This window comes from Alteribacter salitolerans (genome assembly GCF_016901055.1).
Classification (GTDB): domain Bacteria; phylum Bacillota; class Bacilli; order Bacillales; family Salisediminibacteriaceae; genus Alteribacter; species Alteribacter keqinensis.
Map to the genome: position 1 here is coordinate 477169 of NZ_JAFEUX010000003.1, position 14749 is coordinate 491917.

Below are 14749 nucleotides of genomic sequence, written 5' to 3' on the forward strand. Positions count from 1 at the left end.
AAAACCGGCAAAATTTGCAGAAGGGGCAGATTTTGCCGGTTTTTTAACGAGTAATTTCTGCCGCTCGAAAAGAAAGCGCTGTCATAAAGGGGATTTTTAAAGTTGGCACAACTCTTGCATTATTCAGACAGTGACTACAAATTCCAAGGGGGACTGAAACATGAAGAAGAAATTATTAGGTGTTCTCGCAGCGACAATGATTTTTGCAACAGCGTGTGGAGACGACGGTGGAGATACAGGCAACAATGAAGAAGGCGGCGGAGAGGCAGAAGGTTCTGAAGGCGCTGAGCTTGATGACCTGTTTGTAACCGTTGCCACCGGTGGTACATCCGGTGTGTATTACCCGATTGGCGGAGCGATTTCCACGATCCTTGAAAGCGAACTTGGCATTGACTCGTCCGTTCAGGCTACAGGGGCTTCTGTTGAAAACATCAACCTGATCGAGAATGGCAGAGCCGAGCTTGCGATTACAATGGCAGATGCCGTCCAGCAGGCTTATGAAGGAAGCGGGGCTTTCGATGGGGAGGAACCGACTGATAACCTCCGTGGCATGGCTTCACTTTATCCAAACTTTGTACAAGTCGTAACAACGGAAGATTCCGGAATTGAATCCATCGAAGACCTGGAAGGGATGACCGTAGGTGTAGGTGCCCCTAACTCAGGTGTTGAGCTGAATGCCCGTATGGTTCTTGAAGCTTACGGCATGTCCTATGACGATATCGATGAAGACTACCTGTCTTATGCAGAAGCGATTGACCAGATCAAAAACGGCATGGTAGATGCGGCGTTTGTAACAAGCGGTGTGCCGAACGCAACGGTAATCGACCTTGATACAACCCATGATGCGAAAATCATTCCGATCGATGGGGAAGGAATGGCGTACCTTGAGGAAAACTATCCGTTCTTCTCAGCAGAAACAATTCCGGCAGGGGAGTATAACAATGACGAAGACATCCCGACAGCCGCAATTATGAACGTTCTTTTAGTATCCAACGACCTTTCTGAAGATGAAGTATACGAAATGACAAAAGCACTCTTCGATAACCTTGAAAACATCCAGGGGTCCCACAACGCAGCCCAGGACATCACGCTTGATACTGTAGAAACAGGAATGCCGGTACCCCTTCACCCAGGCGCAGAGCGATACTTTGAAGAAGTCGGCGCGTTGGAGTAAGTACATCCTAAATTAAAGTCGGTATCTCAGGAAGAGTTTATAAAGTCTCACTGTTTTAGTACAAGGGAAAATTCCGCTGCAGGCGGACGCTTTCCGCGGGCATCGCTTCAGCCTCCTCGGGGAAACCGCCCTGCGGGGTCTTCAGCCGATGCTTTTCCCGCAGGAGTCGCCGCCTTCCGCTCCATTTTCTATCTTATTAAGCTGCAATTTATTCTGTAACAGCTTATCGTTGCTTTTGCTGAAAAGATAATGAAGCCGGAGTTCCTTAGACTTACTGTGTCGTTTGGGTTCAGGCAAGACCCCGGCATAGCATTAGCTTTAGGAGGCTCCCGAACCGCCCGCGGAAAGGGAGCGCAATGAGCGGAAATCAACACGCCCCACGGAAAGGGAGCGTCTGGAGTTCAGCGTAGCTAAGATACTACCGAACACTCTATTTGTCTTTTCCCGTAAACTACTTTTTAGAGCAATGCTTTTTACAAAAATCAGAGAGAAGGCGCAAACCCTTCTCTCTGCCTTATAAAGAGGGATGAATGATGAGGACCACAACTTTACTCGCCTTCCTTCTCCTTTTCACAGGAGGGTGCCAGTCTGAAGAGAAACTCTACCTGGTCATCTCCGATCAGGAAAACGACCAAATCTTCGTTGAAGAACAAATCACCGAAGGCCAGCAGATTACTCTCAGCTGGATCCACTCCGTTGAAAAAACACCGTGGAGCGAAATCTACGACGTTACCGAAAAAGGACAGCTCGTCCTCACTGAAACCGAATTCGAATCATTCGGCGCAGGCGTTGATTTTTCAGGAGGAACAATGACCGTGGAAGACGGTAAGGTTGTGGTGAAAGATATCGATCAGCCTGTTGAAAGCATTACGTGGATTCATTCCCAGAACGCGGAGCATACCGTCCGCATCGGAGAAACAATAAAAGCAGGCCCTGAGTATTTGCCCCATCATCATGCGATTGAGTTAGTAATTGAAGAGAGGTGACTGTGTGATGGCAGACAAAAGAACATCCATCGATGAGCCTGAAATGACAGGTGAACAAAAGAAAGTACTGGAGAAATATTCCGCAGAGTCCAGGTACCGTGATTTTTCCAGCAAAACCATTGCGATCATTGTATCCGCGCTTGCGATCTTTTTATCCCTTTATCATATGTATACATCCTACTTCGGCACCCCGGTGACCCTGCAGCACCGGTCTCTTCACGTGGCCGTGATTCTTGCCCTTGTATTTCTCCTTTATCCGCCGTTTAAAAAAGCATCCCGCACGAAACTGCCTTGGTACGACATTCTGTTTACACTCATGGCGTTTTCCACGACCGTCTACATTTTTGTCGATTACCTGGGCATTGTAAACCGCGGCGGTATGCCGAACACGTACGACCTGATTTTCGGCGGCATGCTCGTCATCCTTGTTCTTGAAGCCGCCCGCCGTGTAACCGGCTGGGGACTTCCGGTGCTCGGTATTCTGTTTCTTTTATACGGCTTGTTCGGCCGTGAGATGTCAGGGATCTTCAGACACCGGGGTTACACTTGGGATGAGATCGTAAACTTTATGTATGTAACAACAGAAGGGGTGTACGGTACGGCCATCGGCGTGTCGGCCACCTACATCTTCCTGTTTATTTTGTTCGGTGCCTTCCTGTCCAAATCGGGAATGGGTCAGTTCTTTAACGACCTGGCCATGGCCATTGCCGGGCAGACCAAAGGGGGGCCGGCGAAAGTTGCCGTTATTGCCAGTGGTTTTTTAGGAAGCATTAACGGAGCAGCCGTGGCGAACGTTGTAACAACGGGATCCTTTACGATTCCTCTCATGAGAAAAATCGGCTACAGCCGGAACTTTGCCGGTGCCGTTGAAAGTGCCGCCTCTGTCGGTGGACAGATTCTGCCGCCGATCATGGGTGCCGCCGCGTTTATTATGGCTGAGATGCTTGGCATTCCTTACAGCCAGATCGTCCTGGCTGCCCTGCTTCCGGCACTGCTCTTTTACCTCGGAATCATTGTCCAGATCCACCTCCGTGCCACAAAGCTCGGGCTGAAAGGGATCTCAAAAGACAACCTGCCCCAGGTAATGGATGTTTTAAAAGAGCGCGGTCATCTGCTCATTCCACTGATGTTTTTAATGTACATGCTCTTTTTCAGCGGAAGAACGATCATTTTCTCCGCATTTTTAACCATCATCGTAACGGTTATCGTTGCCATGATCAGAAAAACGACGCGCATGTCTGTGAAGGATATTCTTGACGCTCTTGAGAACGGGGCGAGAATGGCCGTCAGTGTTGCGGTTGCCTGTGCGTCCGTAGGGCTTGTTGTCGGTATCGCAACAATGACAGGCTTTGGCCTGAAGCTTGCAAACGGCATTGTCACTCTTGGAGGCGAAAGTCTGTTCCTCACACTCGTGTTTACTATGATCGCGTGTATCGTTCTCGGAATGGGACTCCCGTCAATCCCGACCTACATTATCACTGCAACTATGGCAGCGCCGGCCCTTGTCAGCCTCGGTATTGAACCGCTCGTTGCCCACTTGTTCGTGTTCTACTTTGGTCTTTTCGCCAACATCACACCGCCGGTAGCTCTGGCCGCCTTTGCCGCAGCCGGAATATCGGGAGGAGACCAGATGAAGACCGGCTTTGTGTCCCTGAAGCTCGCCATTGCCGGCTTCATCGTACCGTACATGTTCGTCTACAACCATTCGCTCCTTCTGATCGACACGTCCTTTGTTGACGGAACGCTCGTGGTTATTACGGCAGTAGCCGGCGTCATCATGCTCGGTACAGCAGCGGAAGGGTACCTGTTCACCTACATGAACCCGGTTGTGCGTCTCGTCCTGTTCGGCGGTTCACTCCTGTTCATGAACCCAAACGTGATTCAGGACGTCATCGGCTTCTCAATCATCGCCATCGTCTGGTTCTGGCAGTGGCAGAAGGCGAAGAAACACGGAAACATGGAACCCGATGAATCCGCCCGCACAACATCATAGGAGGAGATACACATGGATTTGCAATTGGCTAAAAAATCAGTCGTCGTCCTTGCTTCAAGCAAAGGGTTAGGGAAAGCATCCGCTCTTGCCTTTGCCCGTGAAGGAGCAAACGTTACGCTTGCCAGCAGGGACTCAGGCAGCCTCAAGCAGGCGGCAGATGAGATATATGAAGAAACCGGCGTTAAACCGTCGTTTAAAGAATGCGATGTCACAAACCCAGAAGACATCAAAGCCCTTTTTGCCCAGGCCGCTTCTGAGTTCGGCACAGTGGATGTATTGGTCAACAATGCCGGCGGACCGAAAGCCGGGGGCTTCGACAGCCAGAATGACGAGGACTGGCAGACCGCCTTTGAACTGAATCTCTTGAGCTTTGTCCGTGCCGTCCGGGAAGCCCTGCCATATATGAAGAAAAACGGAGGAGGAAGAATCGTCAACATCGCTTCCTCTTCCATCAAGGAGCCGGTAGAAGGTCTGCTTCTGTCCAACACGTTCCGTATGGGCATCGTCGGCCTTTCCAAGACACTGGCTAAAGAATATGGCGAGCATAACATTCTCGTAAACACAGTCGGTCCGGGAAGAATCGCCACAGACAGAGTGGCCGAACTCGACCAGATCCGGGCAGACAGACTAGGCATGAGCTACGATGAAGCCAAAAAGCAGCACGAAAAGACGATTCCCGTCGGGCGCTACGGCGAGCCCGGTGAATTCGCCAAAGCCATCGTCTTCCTCGGTTCCTTCGCCAACACCTACGTCACCGGCCAGTCCATCGTAGTCGACGGCGGCTCCACAAAAGCGTACTGATTTTGGTGCCTGTCACTCCCCGAACTTTGTCGAAATCGTAGTCCTTTATTCATTGATCGAGCGCAGTTTCCACTATGGGAACTGCGCTTTTTTGGGTACCAATCAGCTAATGTTTTAGGGAACGGGTGTTCTTTTTGGTTTTTGATATGGTATACTTTTTTATGAAGACTACCTGCACCTATTCCTCTCCCCCTTCTTCTCGACCTCTGAATATTCACCTTCTTTATCAGTGGCTTTCCGTTACTCTGTCCCATAATTATTGTTGAAGACGTTCACTATCTTCCTTATACTGTTAGGAAATGGAGATCGGCTGTAAAGACTTGAAGTTAACAAGGAGGCAAAAAAATGAATGAGGATAAGCTGGACTTAATTGCCGCTCAGTTAGGAAATATTGAACAGGATCTAGGACAGGTCAAGAAAGACGTCACCCAGGTCCATGGACTAAAAGAGGATCTAACGCAGGTCAAGAAAGATGTCGCCCGTGTACATGCACTCGAAGAGGATCTAACGCAGGTAAAGAAGGACGTCACCCAGGTAAATGGACTCAAAGAGGATTTAACGCAGGTCAAGAAAGACGTCGCCCGTGTACATGGACTCGAAAAAGATCTAACACAGGTCAAGAAAGACGTCGCTCAGGTCCATGGACTCAAAGAGGATTTAAGGCAGGTCAAGAAAGACGCTGCTCAAGTACATGGACTAAAGGAAGATCTAACGCAAGTAAAGGGAGACGTCATCCGGATACATGCACTTGAAGAGGACTTAACACAGGTCAAGAAAGACGTTGCTCAAGTACATGTACTCAAAGAGGATGTCAAAAACAGTTTGAATCAACTGGATGGAATTAAAGAAGAGTTAAAGCGATTTGATACAATTGAAGCGACACTTAAGCGCCTTGAGGAAAATCAGCCCAGAGATATTGAAGCGATTTTAAACCAAATCAAGAAGAAGGTAGACGGCCGTGACTATGAGGTACAAGTGTTAAACAAACGTATGTTCAAAGCGGAAAGTGAGATAGAAAGATTGAAGGAACAGCAATAGTTTGATTGGTGCCTGTCACCACCCGTAATAGGTATCTTCTATATAACTCGATGTAACTAAAAAGGGGAGGCGATGATAACTGGCGCGTAGACAAAGAATATGGATTCCTGAAATGTTCTACCATGTGGTGAGCAGAGGGAACAGAAGAGAGCCGTTATTTTTAGATGATTATGATTTTCTGGAGTTGCTGCAGATTCTGGATGGTGTCTCGTTGAAGGTCCCTTATCAGTTAGGATCGTATTGCTTGATGAACAACCATTTTCATCTGCTCATTCGCTCAAAAGAACAGTCTGTTTCCAAGGTCATGTCGTTGGTCAATAAAAGATATGCGAATTATTTTAATACGAAGTATAAGTACGAAGGACACGTTTTTGAAAAGCGATTCTTCTCAGAACCTGTGATGGGTAGAAGAGGAATTCTGGACGTCTCCCGTTACATTCATTTAAACCCCTTGAAAGTTGGTATGGTGACCTCCGTCAGGGAGTATCCCTGGAGCAGTTACCCGCTGTACTTAAGCAATACCCTCGCATCCCCTTCATACTTTGATAAAACATTCCTGTTACATTACTTTCCCGGCACGATGGAAGAAAAGAGAGAACAGCTGATTGAATATACTGAAAAACCTAGAGTAATCCTCTAGTGAAAAGCGCTGCTTCCATTTTCCGTGGGAGCAGCCTTAATTTTTGAATAAAAGACTATGGTTTCGACAAAGTTCGGGTGGTGACAGGCACCATATCACGGTAGTAAAATCCTACATGGAGAATACATAAAAGAGGGGTAGTATGTTAAAACACAAAGGGTTAGTGACACTGAAAAGTTTGCTTGTTTTTATAATTTTGCTATTGATTTGGCCTCATTTACTGCATTTATTCAGCGGAAGGGGGGCTGACATAGGAGGCGGCTTCTCTCATATACTGTGGTTTTCCTTATACGCTGTTCCCATAATCTTACTAACGGCCGTTCCTGTTACAGTTGCGGCCGGTTTTATAACAATGGGGCTTAGCGGATTATCAAGGACCGCTGTTAATTTTACCATCCATATAGGAAGTGCGGCTTTAATTGGCAGCGTCCTCTTTGATGGGTTCAATGAATTTACCTATTTAGCGATTGCTGTAGGAGCATTCTTCTTCTTTTTTGACGAGTGGCCCCATGCCTGGGGGAGAAGAAATAAACGCGGTTTGATGGCTGTGACTGCACTGGTGCTGCTTTTTACCCTGATCCCTACGTGGATCTCTAATTATCAGGTGGTTCAGGATCTCAGGAAGATTGATAGTGAAGGGTTTCCTGATGTGGTCATTTTTATTAATGGCCAGGAAGTGCCCGGCACGACTGTATCAACCAAGTACCTCTCCACCGGCCTCGAAAAAAGTGACTACAAGGGTCATAGCGCAGAGATTTTGCCTAAAGGCATTCTCGAAGACTCACAGTATGATATCTATGAAGTAAATGAAGGAGATGTTCTTTCCGTCACGATGGACGGCAGCTTGAGTGAGGACTATACACTGGAGCTTTTGTATATCAACGATACAGGGCAAAAAACCGAAGTCCTTTCTGAAAATAATAACGAGTTTGTTTTACCAGGTGAACTGGATCCCCAGGCTTTGTTATTCAGAGCTGCCTGGAAAAGACATATGGTGTTGTTTCAGGTGTATGTGAAATAGGTGCCAGGCACTGCAATGCACATAGTGCCTTGCGCCTATTTTGTATTCTTGGTCTATAATTTGGAATTGTATGGATTCAAATCTGGTTATCTTAACAGAAAACCGTCATAACTTAACAGTCAAGGGGCAAATTTTAACAGAAATCCGGCATATGTTTACACAAAGCCTCGATATTCAAAAGTCCCACACCTATTAAACTAACAAATCAGTCTTTATTATTAAAAATTTGTATATACCGGTTGTAAACGATTTCATAATGAGTTAGTATAGATTTATGAAAGGCTTTTCATAAACGATGTGAGGTACTGCCTATGGAAAAAGTAACGATGAAAGATGTTTCCCGCCTGGCCGGGGTGTCAATGAGCACCGTGTCGCGTGTTTTAAACTCTCCTGAAAGCGTTAACAGGGAAAAGCGGGAAAAGGTCTTAAATGTCATAAAAGAACTTAAGTATCACCCAAATGCGTTGGCTCGGGGGTTGGTGTATAAACGGACAAACTCTCTTGGGGTTCTCATTCCGGATGTTTCCAATGCCTACGTGGCCGAGGTGATCCGCGGAATGGAGGACACGGCGCTGCACTACGGCTACAACCTGATCCTGTGTAATACTGACCTGGATCAGAAGAAGATGGTTAAGTACCTGCAGGTTTTGAAAGAAAAGCAGGTGGATGGGATTGTTTTTACAAGTGAGCCGGTAACTGCCGAGTTGAACGAATTGTTTGAGCAGCTGCAGCTCCCAGTGGTGCTTGCCTCGACTCAGAGCCTTGAGTATAACCTACCGTCAGTAAAAGTGGATGATGAGAAAGCGGCTTATGATGCGGCTTCCTATCTCATAGGTAAAGGGCACCGGAAGATCGGGATGATCAGCGGACCAACCTTTGATATCATTTCAGGCGCCACCCGCTACTATGGATTCCAGCGTGCGATGAAAGAAAAACTTCAGATTAACGCAGAAGACATGGTGGAGTTTGGAAGCTACCGTTTTGAAGATGGCTACAACGGGATGAAAAAGCTGCTGAAGAGAAAGCCGGATGTGACGGCAGTGTTTGCTGCAAGTGATGAAATGGCTGTCGGAGCAATTACATATTTACATGAACAAGGCGTTGATGTTCCCGGTGATATTTCAATAATGGGTTATGACAATACGAAGTTTGCGAGTATGTACATTCCGAAGCTCACTACGGTTGCCCAGCCAATGTACGAAATTGGAAAAACGGCAGTAGAAAAGATGATGGAAAAGCTAGAGGGAGAGGAAGGGACACTTCTGCGCTCCTATCTTGCCCATCAAATTATAGAGAGAGACTCAGTAAGAGAGCGGTAATTTTTTTTAGGAGACTATGAAAGGCTTTTCATAAGTTTGTATAAAGACAAGGTTTCATCAAACTTTTTATGAAAGGCTTTTCAAATAAACGGGAAGAAAGGGGAAAGAAGGTGCCTGTCACCACCCGAAAATTGTCGCATTCATAGGTCAATTTAATCGCCTTTATTTTCGAAGAAAAGACTAGGGTTTCGACAAAAAACGGGTGGTGACAGGCACCGGAAACACAGGAGGGGAAAAGATGAGATTGAAGAGGTTCATGAAGAAGTACAAGCTTGAAATCGCCATGTTTATGCCGATCGTGTTATACATAGCTTACTTTACAATCGTACCGATCATAAACACGGTTTCCTTAAGTTTTCAGAATCCCCGCGGGAGCGGGCTCACCCTTGGGAACTATACGGCGATTTTCAATAACATCAACTTTAATGCCGCGTTATTTAACACACTGTTTATTACATTGATCGGGATTGTCCTGCAATTATCCATCGCCATTGTGGTGGCGCTGATTTTAAAACAGAAGTTTAAAGGCCGGGGATTCTTCCGGACGATGATGCTGATTCCCATGGGGGTGCCGACGCTCGTTTCGGGGGTAACGCTGCTCTTCATTTTTGGCCAGACCGGCTACTTCAATGAAATGCTGTTGCGCCTGGGCCTTATTGAAAATCAGAACTTCTGGCTTGGAGGCGGGATTGACACACTCTTTGTGATTATATTTGCCGACATGTGGAAGGTGCTTCCTCTTACGATTCTCTTATTGCTGGCAGGTCTTGAAGCGATTTCCGATGACGTGTATGAAGCGTCATCTCTTGACGGGGCCAACCGGTGGGAAACGTTCTGGAACATTACACTGCCATTATTAAAGCCGTCGATCACGATGGCGATTATTCTCCGGGCCATCGATGCCTTCCGGATTTTCGAGCTTCCTTTGGTTATGGCGGGTCGGAACGCACCTGTACTGTCCACGTTCTCGTTTGAGGAGTTCAGAAGAAATAACTTTGAAATGGCAGGGGCGGCAGCGTCGATTCTCCTCGTCATTATTCTGATTTTTATTACACTTTATATTCTCCTTGTGGAAATGAAGAAGTTTAAGGGAGGGAAGGCACAGTGAGGGATAACAAACTGTTGAAGTATACATCTTATGCACTTTTATTAGCCTTTACTTTTGCCATGATCTTCCCTGTCTATATTTTGTTTAAAGTGTCGTTGAGCAGTCCGGAAGAAGTGATGACGGACCGGCCGACGTTTACGATTCAGCAGCCTACCCTTCAGCACTGGCAGAACATCCTGCTGACGGATAAAACAACCGATACAGGTCAGGCGATTTATGAAGTTGCTTCCGGGGAGTACACGCTCAGTAACGAAGAGGGAGAAGAAGCCACGTTCGGTGAAGGGGAAAGCCTGACGGTGAACGGGGTCACGAGAAATGTCCGCTCCCTTGATGTGGAAGGAAAGCAGATTCAGGTGAGCCTGGAGGATCTCCAGGTGTTCCGGGAAGAGCTGACCACCTCGAAGACGATGTTCGGGGCGGTTACGATGAACAACCTGTACATGCCCCTTCTGAAAAGTCTGATGGTAGCCTGTCTGACAACGGTGGTGGCAATCATTATCGCTGCACCGGCAAGTTATGTGATATCGAGAATGCCGCGGATGATTGCCTATGCGGTTGTGCTGGCATTACTCGTCACGCGTATGTTCCCGGATGTGGGAATTGCGCTTCCGATCGCAACACGGTTTATCTCGTGGGGATTCATTGATTCCACTTTCGGTCTTGTTTTGGCCCACCTGATTCCCAACCTGCCATTTCTCGCTTGGATATTGGTCGGAACCTTTATGATGATTCCAAAAGACCTTGAGGAATCGGCTATGGTTGATGGGGGAAGCCGGATTACAGCCTTGGTGAGAATTGTCTTCCCGGTCGCCATGCCGGGAATCGCAGTCGGCGCGATTTTCGTCTGGCTCAACTCGTGGAATGAATTTATCTTTGCACGCTACCTGTCCACAGAGTCAGGTACACTGCCGCTGAGAATCTATGAAGTGATCACAAACGGCAGTATTTTTCCAGCAGCAGCATACTCAATGATCCTTACCATTCCCGTTATTTTCATTACGTTCCTACTGCAGCGCTACCTGAAATCAGGCATGCTCTCGGGGGCCGTAAAAGGATAACCGGAGTGTAAGATATGGGCCTGCCGGGAGAGGGGATCTCCCGGACGGACCCGGACATTAATTTTAACTAACAGGGGGAAAGCAAAATGAAGAAGATGAGAACGTATTTAACAGTGTTGACAATGTCGGCGTTCGTACTGGCAGCCTGCGGCGGTACAGATGACACGAATGACGGTGGCGATGACCAGCAGGGTTCAGATGAAGCAGGGGAAACAGAAGGCGGCGACGATGACATTCTGTCAGAAGAGGAAGTTACGGAGCCTTCTGAAGATGGGGTTCTTCACGTATCATTCGGTCTTGGTGAAAGCGAGTGGGCCGTGTTCCGTACGGAGATTCTGCCTGCCTTTGAAGAAATGACAGGCATTGAAGTCCGTGCCGTTCAAGTGGAAAGCGGCGATCTGGTAAACAAACTTACAGCTGAAATTGACGCGGATAATGTAACAATTGATATGTTTGCCCAGGACGTTAACCACCTCACAGGCCTTGTGTCACGTGACCTTGTGGAAGACCTTTCAGACTACCGCGATGTTGTGCCTGACAGTGTGATCGACGGCATGATGGAAGTATCTGAATTCGAAGACGAGCTTCTTTTCCTTCCATATCGTCCGAACGTGGAAATTACATTCTTCAACGAAGAGAAGTTTGACGAGTACGGCATCGATTTACCCCGGAACTGGGATGACCTTTTAGAAACCGCTCAGGCGCTTGAAGAAGAAACAGGTCAGGGACGTGTAGCGATCAAAGGGATCCTCGAAGACGACACGGTTCTTCACATGTTTGACTTCATCCGTTCTGCCGGCGGCGACCCTCACCAGTTTAACGATGAAGGAAGTATTGAGGCGATGACATTCCTTCAGGAGCTGTGGCCGCACCTTTCCGAGCAGAGCACAACAGCGAACTGGGATACAATGAACCAGTATCTTGAAAATGACAGCATTTACTTAGGCAAAAACTGGCCTTTCTATATCGGTGAGTTCCACGCCAACGGTAAAGATGAAATCCAGGCATATGCTGGCTGGGAAGGTCCGGAAGGCATGAGCCATGCCCTTGGGGGCGAAGTGATCGGGATTCCGCGGGGGTCTGAGAACGTAGACGAAGCGATTCAGTTTGCCGAGTTCCTTATGTCTCAGGAAGTACAGGAGCTTCTTGTAAGTGAACTTGCCTGGCCGGCGGTCCGCTCTGACGCTTATGGTCTTGTTCAGGGTTACCAGGAGCCGTACTTTGAAGCGATCCGTGACGCTCTTGAGCACGCAGAACCACGCGGCAACGTACCTTACTGGGAAAATGCAGAGCAAATCTACATCGACGCCTTCCAGCAGATCGTTGTAAACGGTGAAGACGTAGAGTCAACCCTTAACGATGCAGCCGCTGAAATTGAAGAGCTGCGGGAAGATGCTGAATAATAACTAAAGACTAGAGGCTGTCCCAGCGGTAATCTGTTGGGACAGCCTCGAAAGTTTAAAGGACATTTAACGATATACATAAACGGAGGTATCACTATGAACACCCATGTCGTACGAGATCATGACTTATTTTTAATCACCAGCTCCACAGGGGAAGTGTCATCTGATCAAAACGAAGCGGGGCTCGGGCTCTACACGAAGGATACCCGCTTCCTCAGTGCAAACGCACTTAAAGTGAACGGGAAAAAACCAAAGCTGCTTGCGGCAAGAGAAGAAGGGTACAACCTCTCATCCTTCCGCCTCATGCATGAAGAACCCGATAAAGGCGCCGTGGAAATCCTCCGCACTCCTTTTATCCATAACGGCACGATGTATGAAAAAGTAACGTTCAAAAACTATTTCCCATATGAGTACAACTGCGAAGCGGTATTTCACTTTGAAGCTGACTTTCAGGATATGTTTATTGTAAGAGGCTTCCGAACCGGAGAAACGGGAGACGTTCAGCCGAGCACCCAAGGGGAAAACACGTTCACCCTGAACTATCTGGGAAAAGATGAGGTAAAAAGAAGTACTTCGATCCGTTGGGAAAGTGATGCAACAGGCCGTGTAGAAGAAGGGGATCTGGTTTTTCCAATGAATCTCCGTCCACAGGAAGAAACGAGCATTGTGTTTACGATCACGCCTGCCCATGACGGTCAATCGCCTGAGCCTGCCGACTATGAAGAAGCAAAAGCGAGACTGGTGAAGAGCTATGAAGAGTGGGAAGCGTCGTTTCCGAAGCTGAGCATGAAGCATCCGGCTTTTGACGGCATGTACAAGCAGGGCATCAAGGATATGAAGATGCTTCTTGTGGATGTCGGCTACGGCGACATTCCAGTTGCCGGCACGCCGTGGTATGCTGTGCCTTTCGGAAGAGACAGCATCATTACGACTCTCTTTATGCTTTCATCGAAGCCGGAGCTGGCTAAAAATACCCTCCGCACCCTGGGCGCGTATCAGGGGAAAGAAGTAAACAAAGAGCGTGATGAGGAACCGGGTAAAATTATGCACGAACTCCGCTTCGGAGAACTGTCCACAACCGGGCAGACGCCGTTTACCCCTTACTATGGAACGGTTGATGCGACTTCATTGTTTCTTTATCTCGCTGCAGAGTACTATCACTGGACGGCAGATGATGACCTGATCAAAGAACTGAAGCCGTCGCTGGATGCGGCACTTGCCTGGATCCGCTCAAAAGAAACGGCCCGCCCGAACGGTTTTGTTTCCTATCATAAACAGGCAGACAAAGGAATCCCGAACCAGGGTTGGAAAGATTCCTCAAACTCCATGGTTCATAAAGACGGCGCTTTTGCCGCGTCACCGATCAGCCTCGTTGAAGTTCAGGGCTATGTGTATGCGGCTAAAAAAGGACTGAGTGCCATTTATGAAACGATCGGCTGGCAGGATGAAAGCGACGTTCTGAAGAATGAAGCATTGAAGCTGCAGGAGGCGATTGACAACCATTTCTGGGTGGAAAAAGAACAGTATTACGCCCTGGCCCTCGATGAAAACGATGAGCAGGTTCAGTCGGTCACGTCCAACCCGGGCCATCTGCTACTGGCAGAAGTAAAAAGGGATGCCTCTGTTGTAAAGCGTTTGTTTGCACCGGACCTGAACAACGGATATGGCATTCGCACCATGAGCGATCAGGAAAAGGGATACAACCCCCTAAGCTACCACAACGGCAGTGTCTGGCCTCATGATAACGGCATGTGCCTTCTCGGCCTGAGCAAGAAGGGCTATACAAATGAAGCGGCTGCATTAATGAAACAGCTTCTTGACGCGTCTCTTGAGTTTGAGGACCAGCGTCTGCCGGAGCTTTACTGCGGTCATGATCGTCAGAGTGAAGGACTTGTACCCTATCCAACTACTTGTTCCCCGCAGGCATGGGCAGCTGCAACCGCACTGCTCTACACCCAGGCCGTAACGGGTCTGAATCCCGACGGTGTCTCAAAAACCGTCACGGTCAACCCGGCCTTTTTAGAAGGTGTAGAGAAAGCAGAAGTAACAGGGGTGAAGCTTGGAGAAGGACATCTATCCCTGAAACTGATGAAAACAGACAACGGATATGACTACAGCGTGGTGGAGAATACATCGGGGTACGAGGTGGTGCCTGTCACCACCCGAACGGTGTCGAAACCATAGGCCGTTTCTATCTGAATATCTTTG

General features: G+C 48.0%; 12 protein-coding genes. All 12 read left to right on the forward strand.

All coding sequences use genetic code 11. From position 1 onward, the window contains the following. Positions 1 to 160 precede the first annotated feature (160 nt). The 12 genes from JSY36_RS08390 (at position 161) to JSY36_RS08445 (ending at position 14725) form a co-directional block, all read left to right on the forward strand. The gene (locus JSY36_RS08390) at positions 161 to 1174 is read left to right on the forward strand and encodes a TAXI family TRAP transporter solute-binding subunit (RefSeq protein WP_205166016.1); all 1014 of its coding nucleotides are present in this window, start codon (positions 161 to 163) and stop codon (positions 1172 to 1174) included. Positions 1175 to 1704: 530 nt separating this feature from the next. Beyond that, positions 1705 to 2160 (forward strand): DUF1850 domain-containing protein, encoded by a 456-nt coding sequence (locus JSY36_RS08395; protein WP_236784662.1) that lies wholly within the window; start codon positions 1705 to 1707, stop codon positions 2158 to 2160. Positions 2161 to 2167: 7 nt separating this feature from the next. Next, on the forward strand, positions 2168 to 4153 hold the full coding sequence (locus tag JSY36_RS08400) for a TRAP transporter permease (RefSeq protein WP_205166017.1): 1986 nt from the start codon (positions 2168 to 2170) through the stop codon (positions 4151 to 4153). Between the two features lie 12 nt (positions 4154 to 4165). Then, the gene (locus JSY36_RS08405) at positions 4166 to 4954 is read left to right on the forward strand and encodes an SDR family oxidoreductase (protein WP_205166018.1); all 789 of its coding nucleotides are present in this window, start codon (positions 4166 to 4168) and stop codon (positions 4952 to 4954) included. A gap of 345 nt (positions 4955 to 5299) precedes the next feature. Further along, entirely contained in the window at positions 5300 to 5992 is a 693-nt protein-coding gene (locus JSY36_RS08410) for a hypothetical protein (RefSeq protein WP_205166019.1), read from the forward strand. A gap of 112 nt (positions 5993 to 6104) precedes the next feature. Then, positions 6105 to 6632 carry a transposase gene (locus JSY36_RS08415; RefSeq protein WP_236784663.1) on the forward strand — a complete coding sequence of 176 codons (528 nt, stop codon included), beginning with the start codon at positions 6105 to 6107 and terminating at the stop codon, positions 6630 to 6632. A 352-nt stretch (positions 6633 to 6984) separates the two neighbouring features. Next, positions 6985 to 7653 (forward strand): hypothetical protein, encoded by a 669-nt coding sequence (locus JSY36_RS08420; protein WP_205166020.1) that lies wholly within the window; start codon positions 6985 to 6987, stop codon positions 7651 to 7653. A gap of 311 nt (positions 7654 to 7964) precedes the next feature. Further along, positions 7965 to 8972: a LacI family DNA-binding transcriptional regulator gene (locus tag JSY36_RS08425; RefSeq protein WP_205166021.1), complete on the forward strand. Its 1008-nt coding sequence runs from the start codon at positions 7965 to 7967 to the stop codon at positions 8970 to 8972. A gap of 238 nt (positions 8973 to 9210) precedes the next feature. Beyond that, the gene (locus tag JSY36_RS08430) at positions 9211 to 10080 is read left to right on the forward strand and encodes a carbohydrate ABC transporter permease (protein WP_122899200.1); all 870 of its coding nucleotides are present in this window, start codon (positions 9211 to 9213) and stop codon (positions 10078 to 10080) included. Beyond that, positions 10077 to 11138, forward strand: a complete 1062-nt coding sequence (locus JSY36_RS08435) for a carbohydrate ABC transporter permease (protein ID WP_249414089.1) — start codon at positions 10077 to 10079, stop codon at positions 11136 to 11138. Before JSY36_RS08430 ends, JSY36_RS08435 begins: the two co-directional genes overlap by 4 nt. A gap of 86 nt (positions 11139 to 11224) precedes the next feature. After that, positions 11225 to 12541 (forward strand): sugar ABC transporter substrate-binding protein, encoded by a 1317-nt coding sequence (locus JSY36_RS08440; RefSeq protein WP_205166022.1) that lies wholly within the window; start codon positions 11225 to 11227, stop codon positions 12539 to 12541. Between the two features lie 96 nt (positions 12542 to 12637). After that, positions 12638 to 14725, forward strand: a complete 2088-nt coding sequence (locus tag JSY36_RS08445) for an amylo-alpha-1,6-glucosidase (protein ID WP_205166023.1) — start codon at positions 12638 to 12640, stop codon at positions 14723 to 14725. The last annotated feature ends 24 nt before the right edge of the window (positions 14726 to 14749 follow it).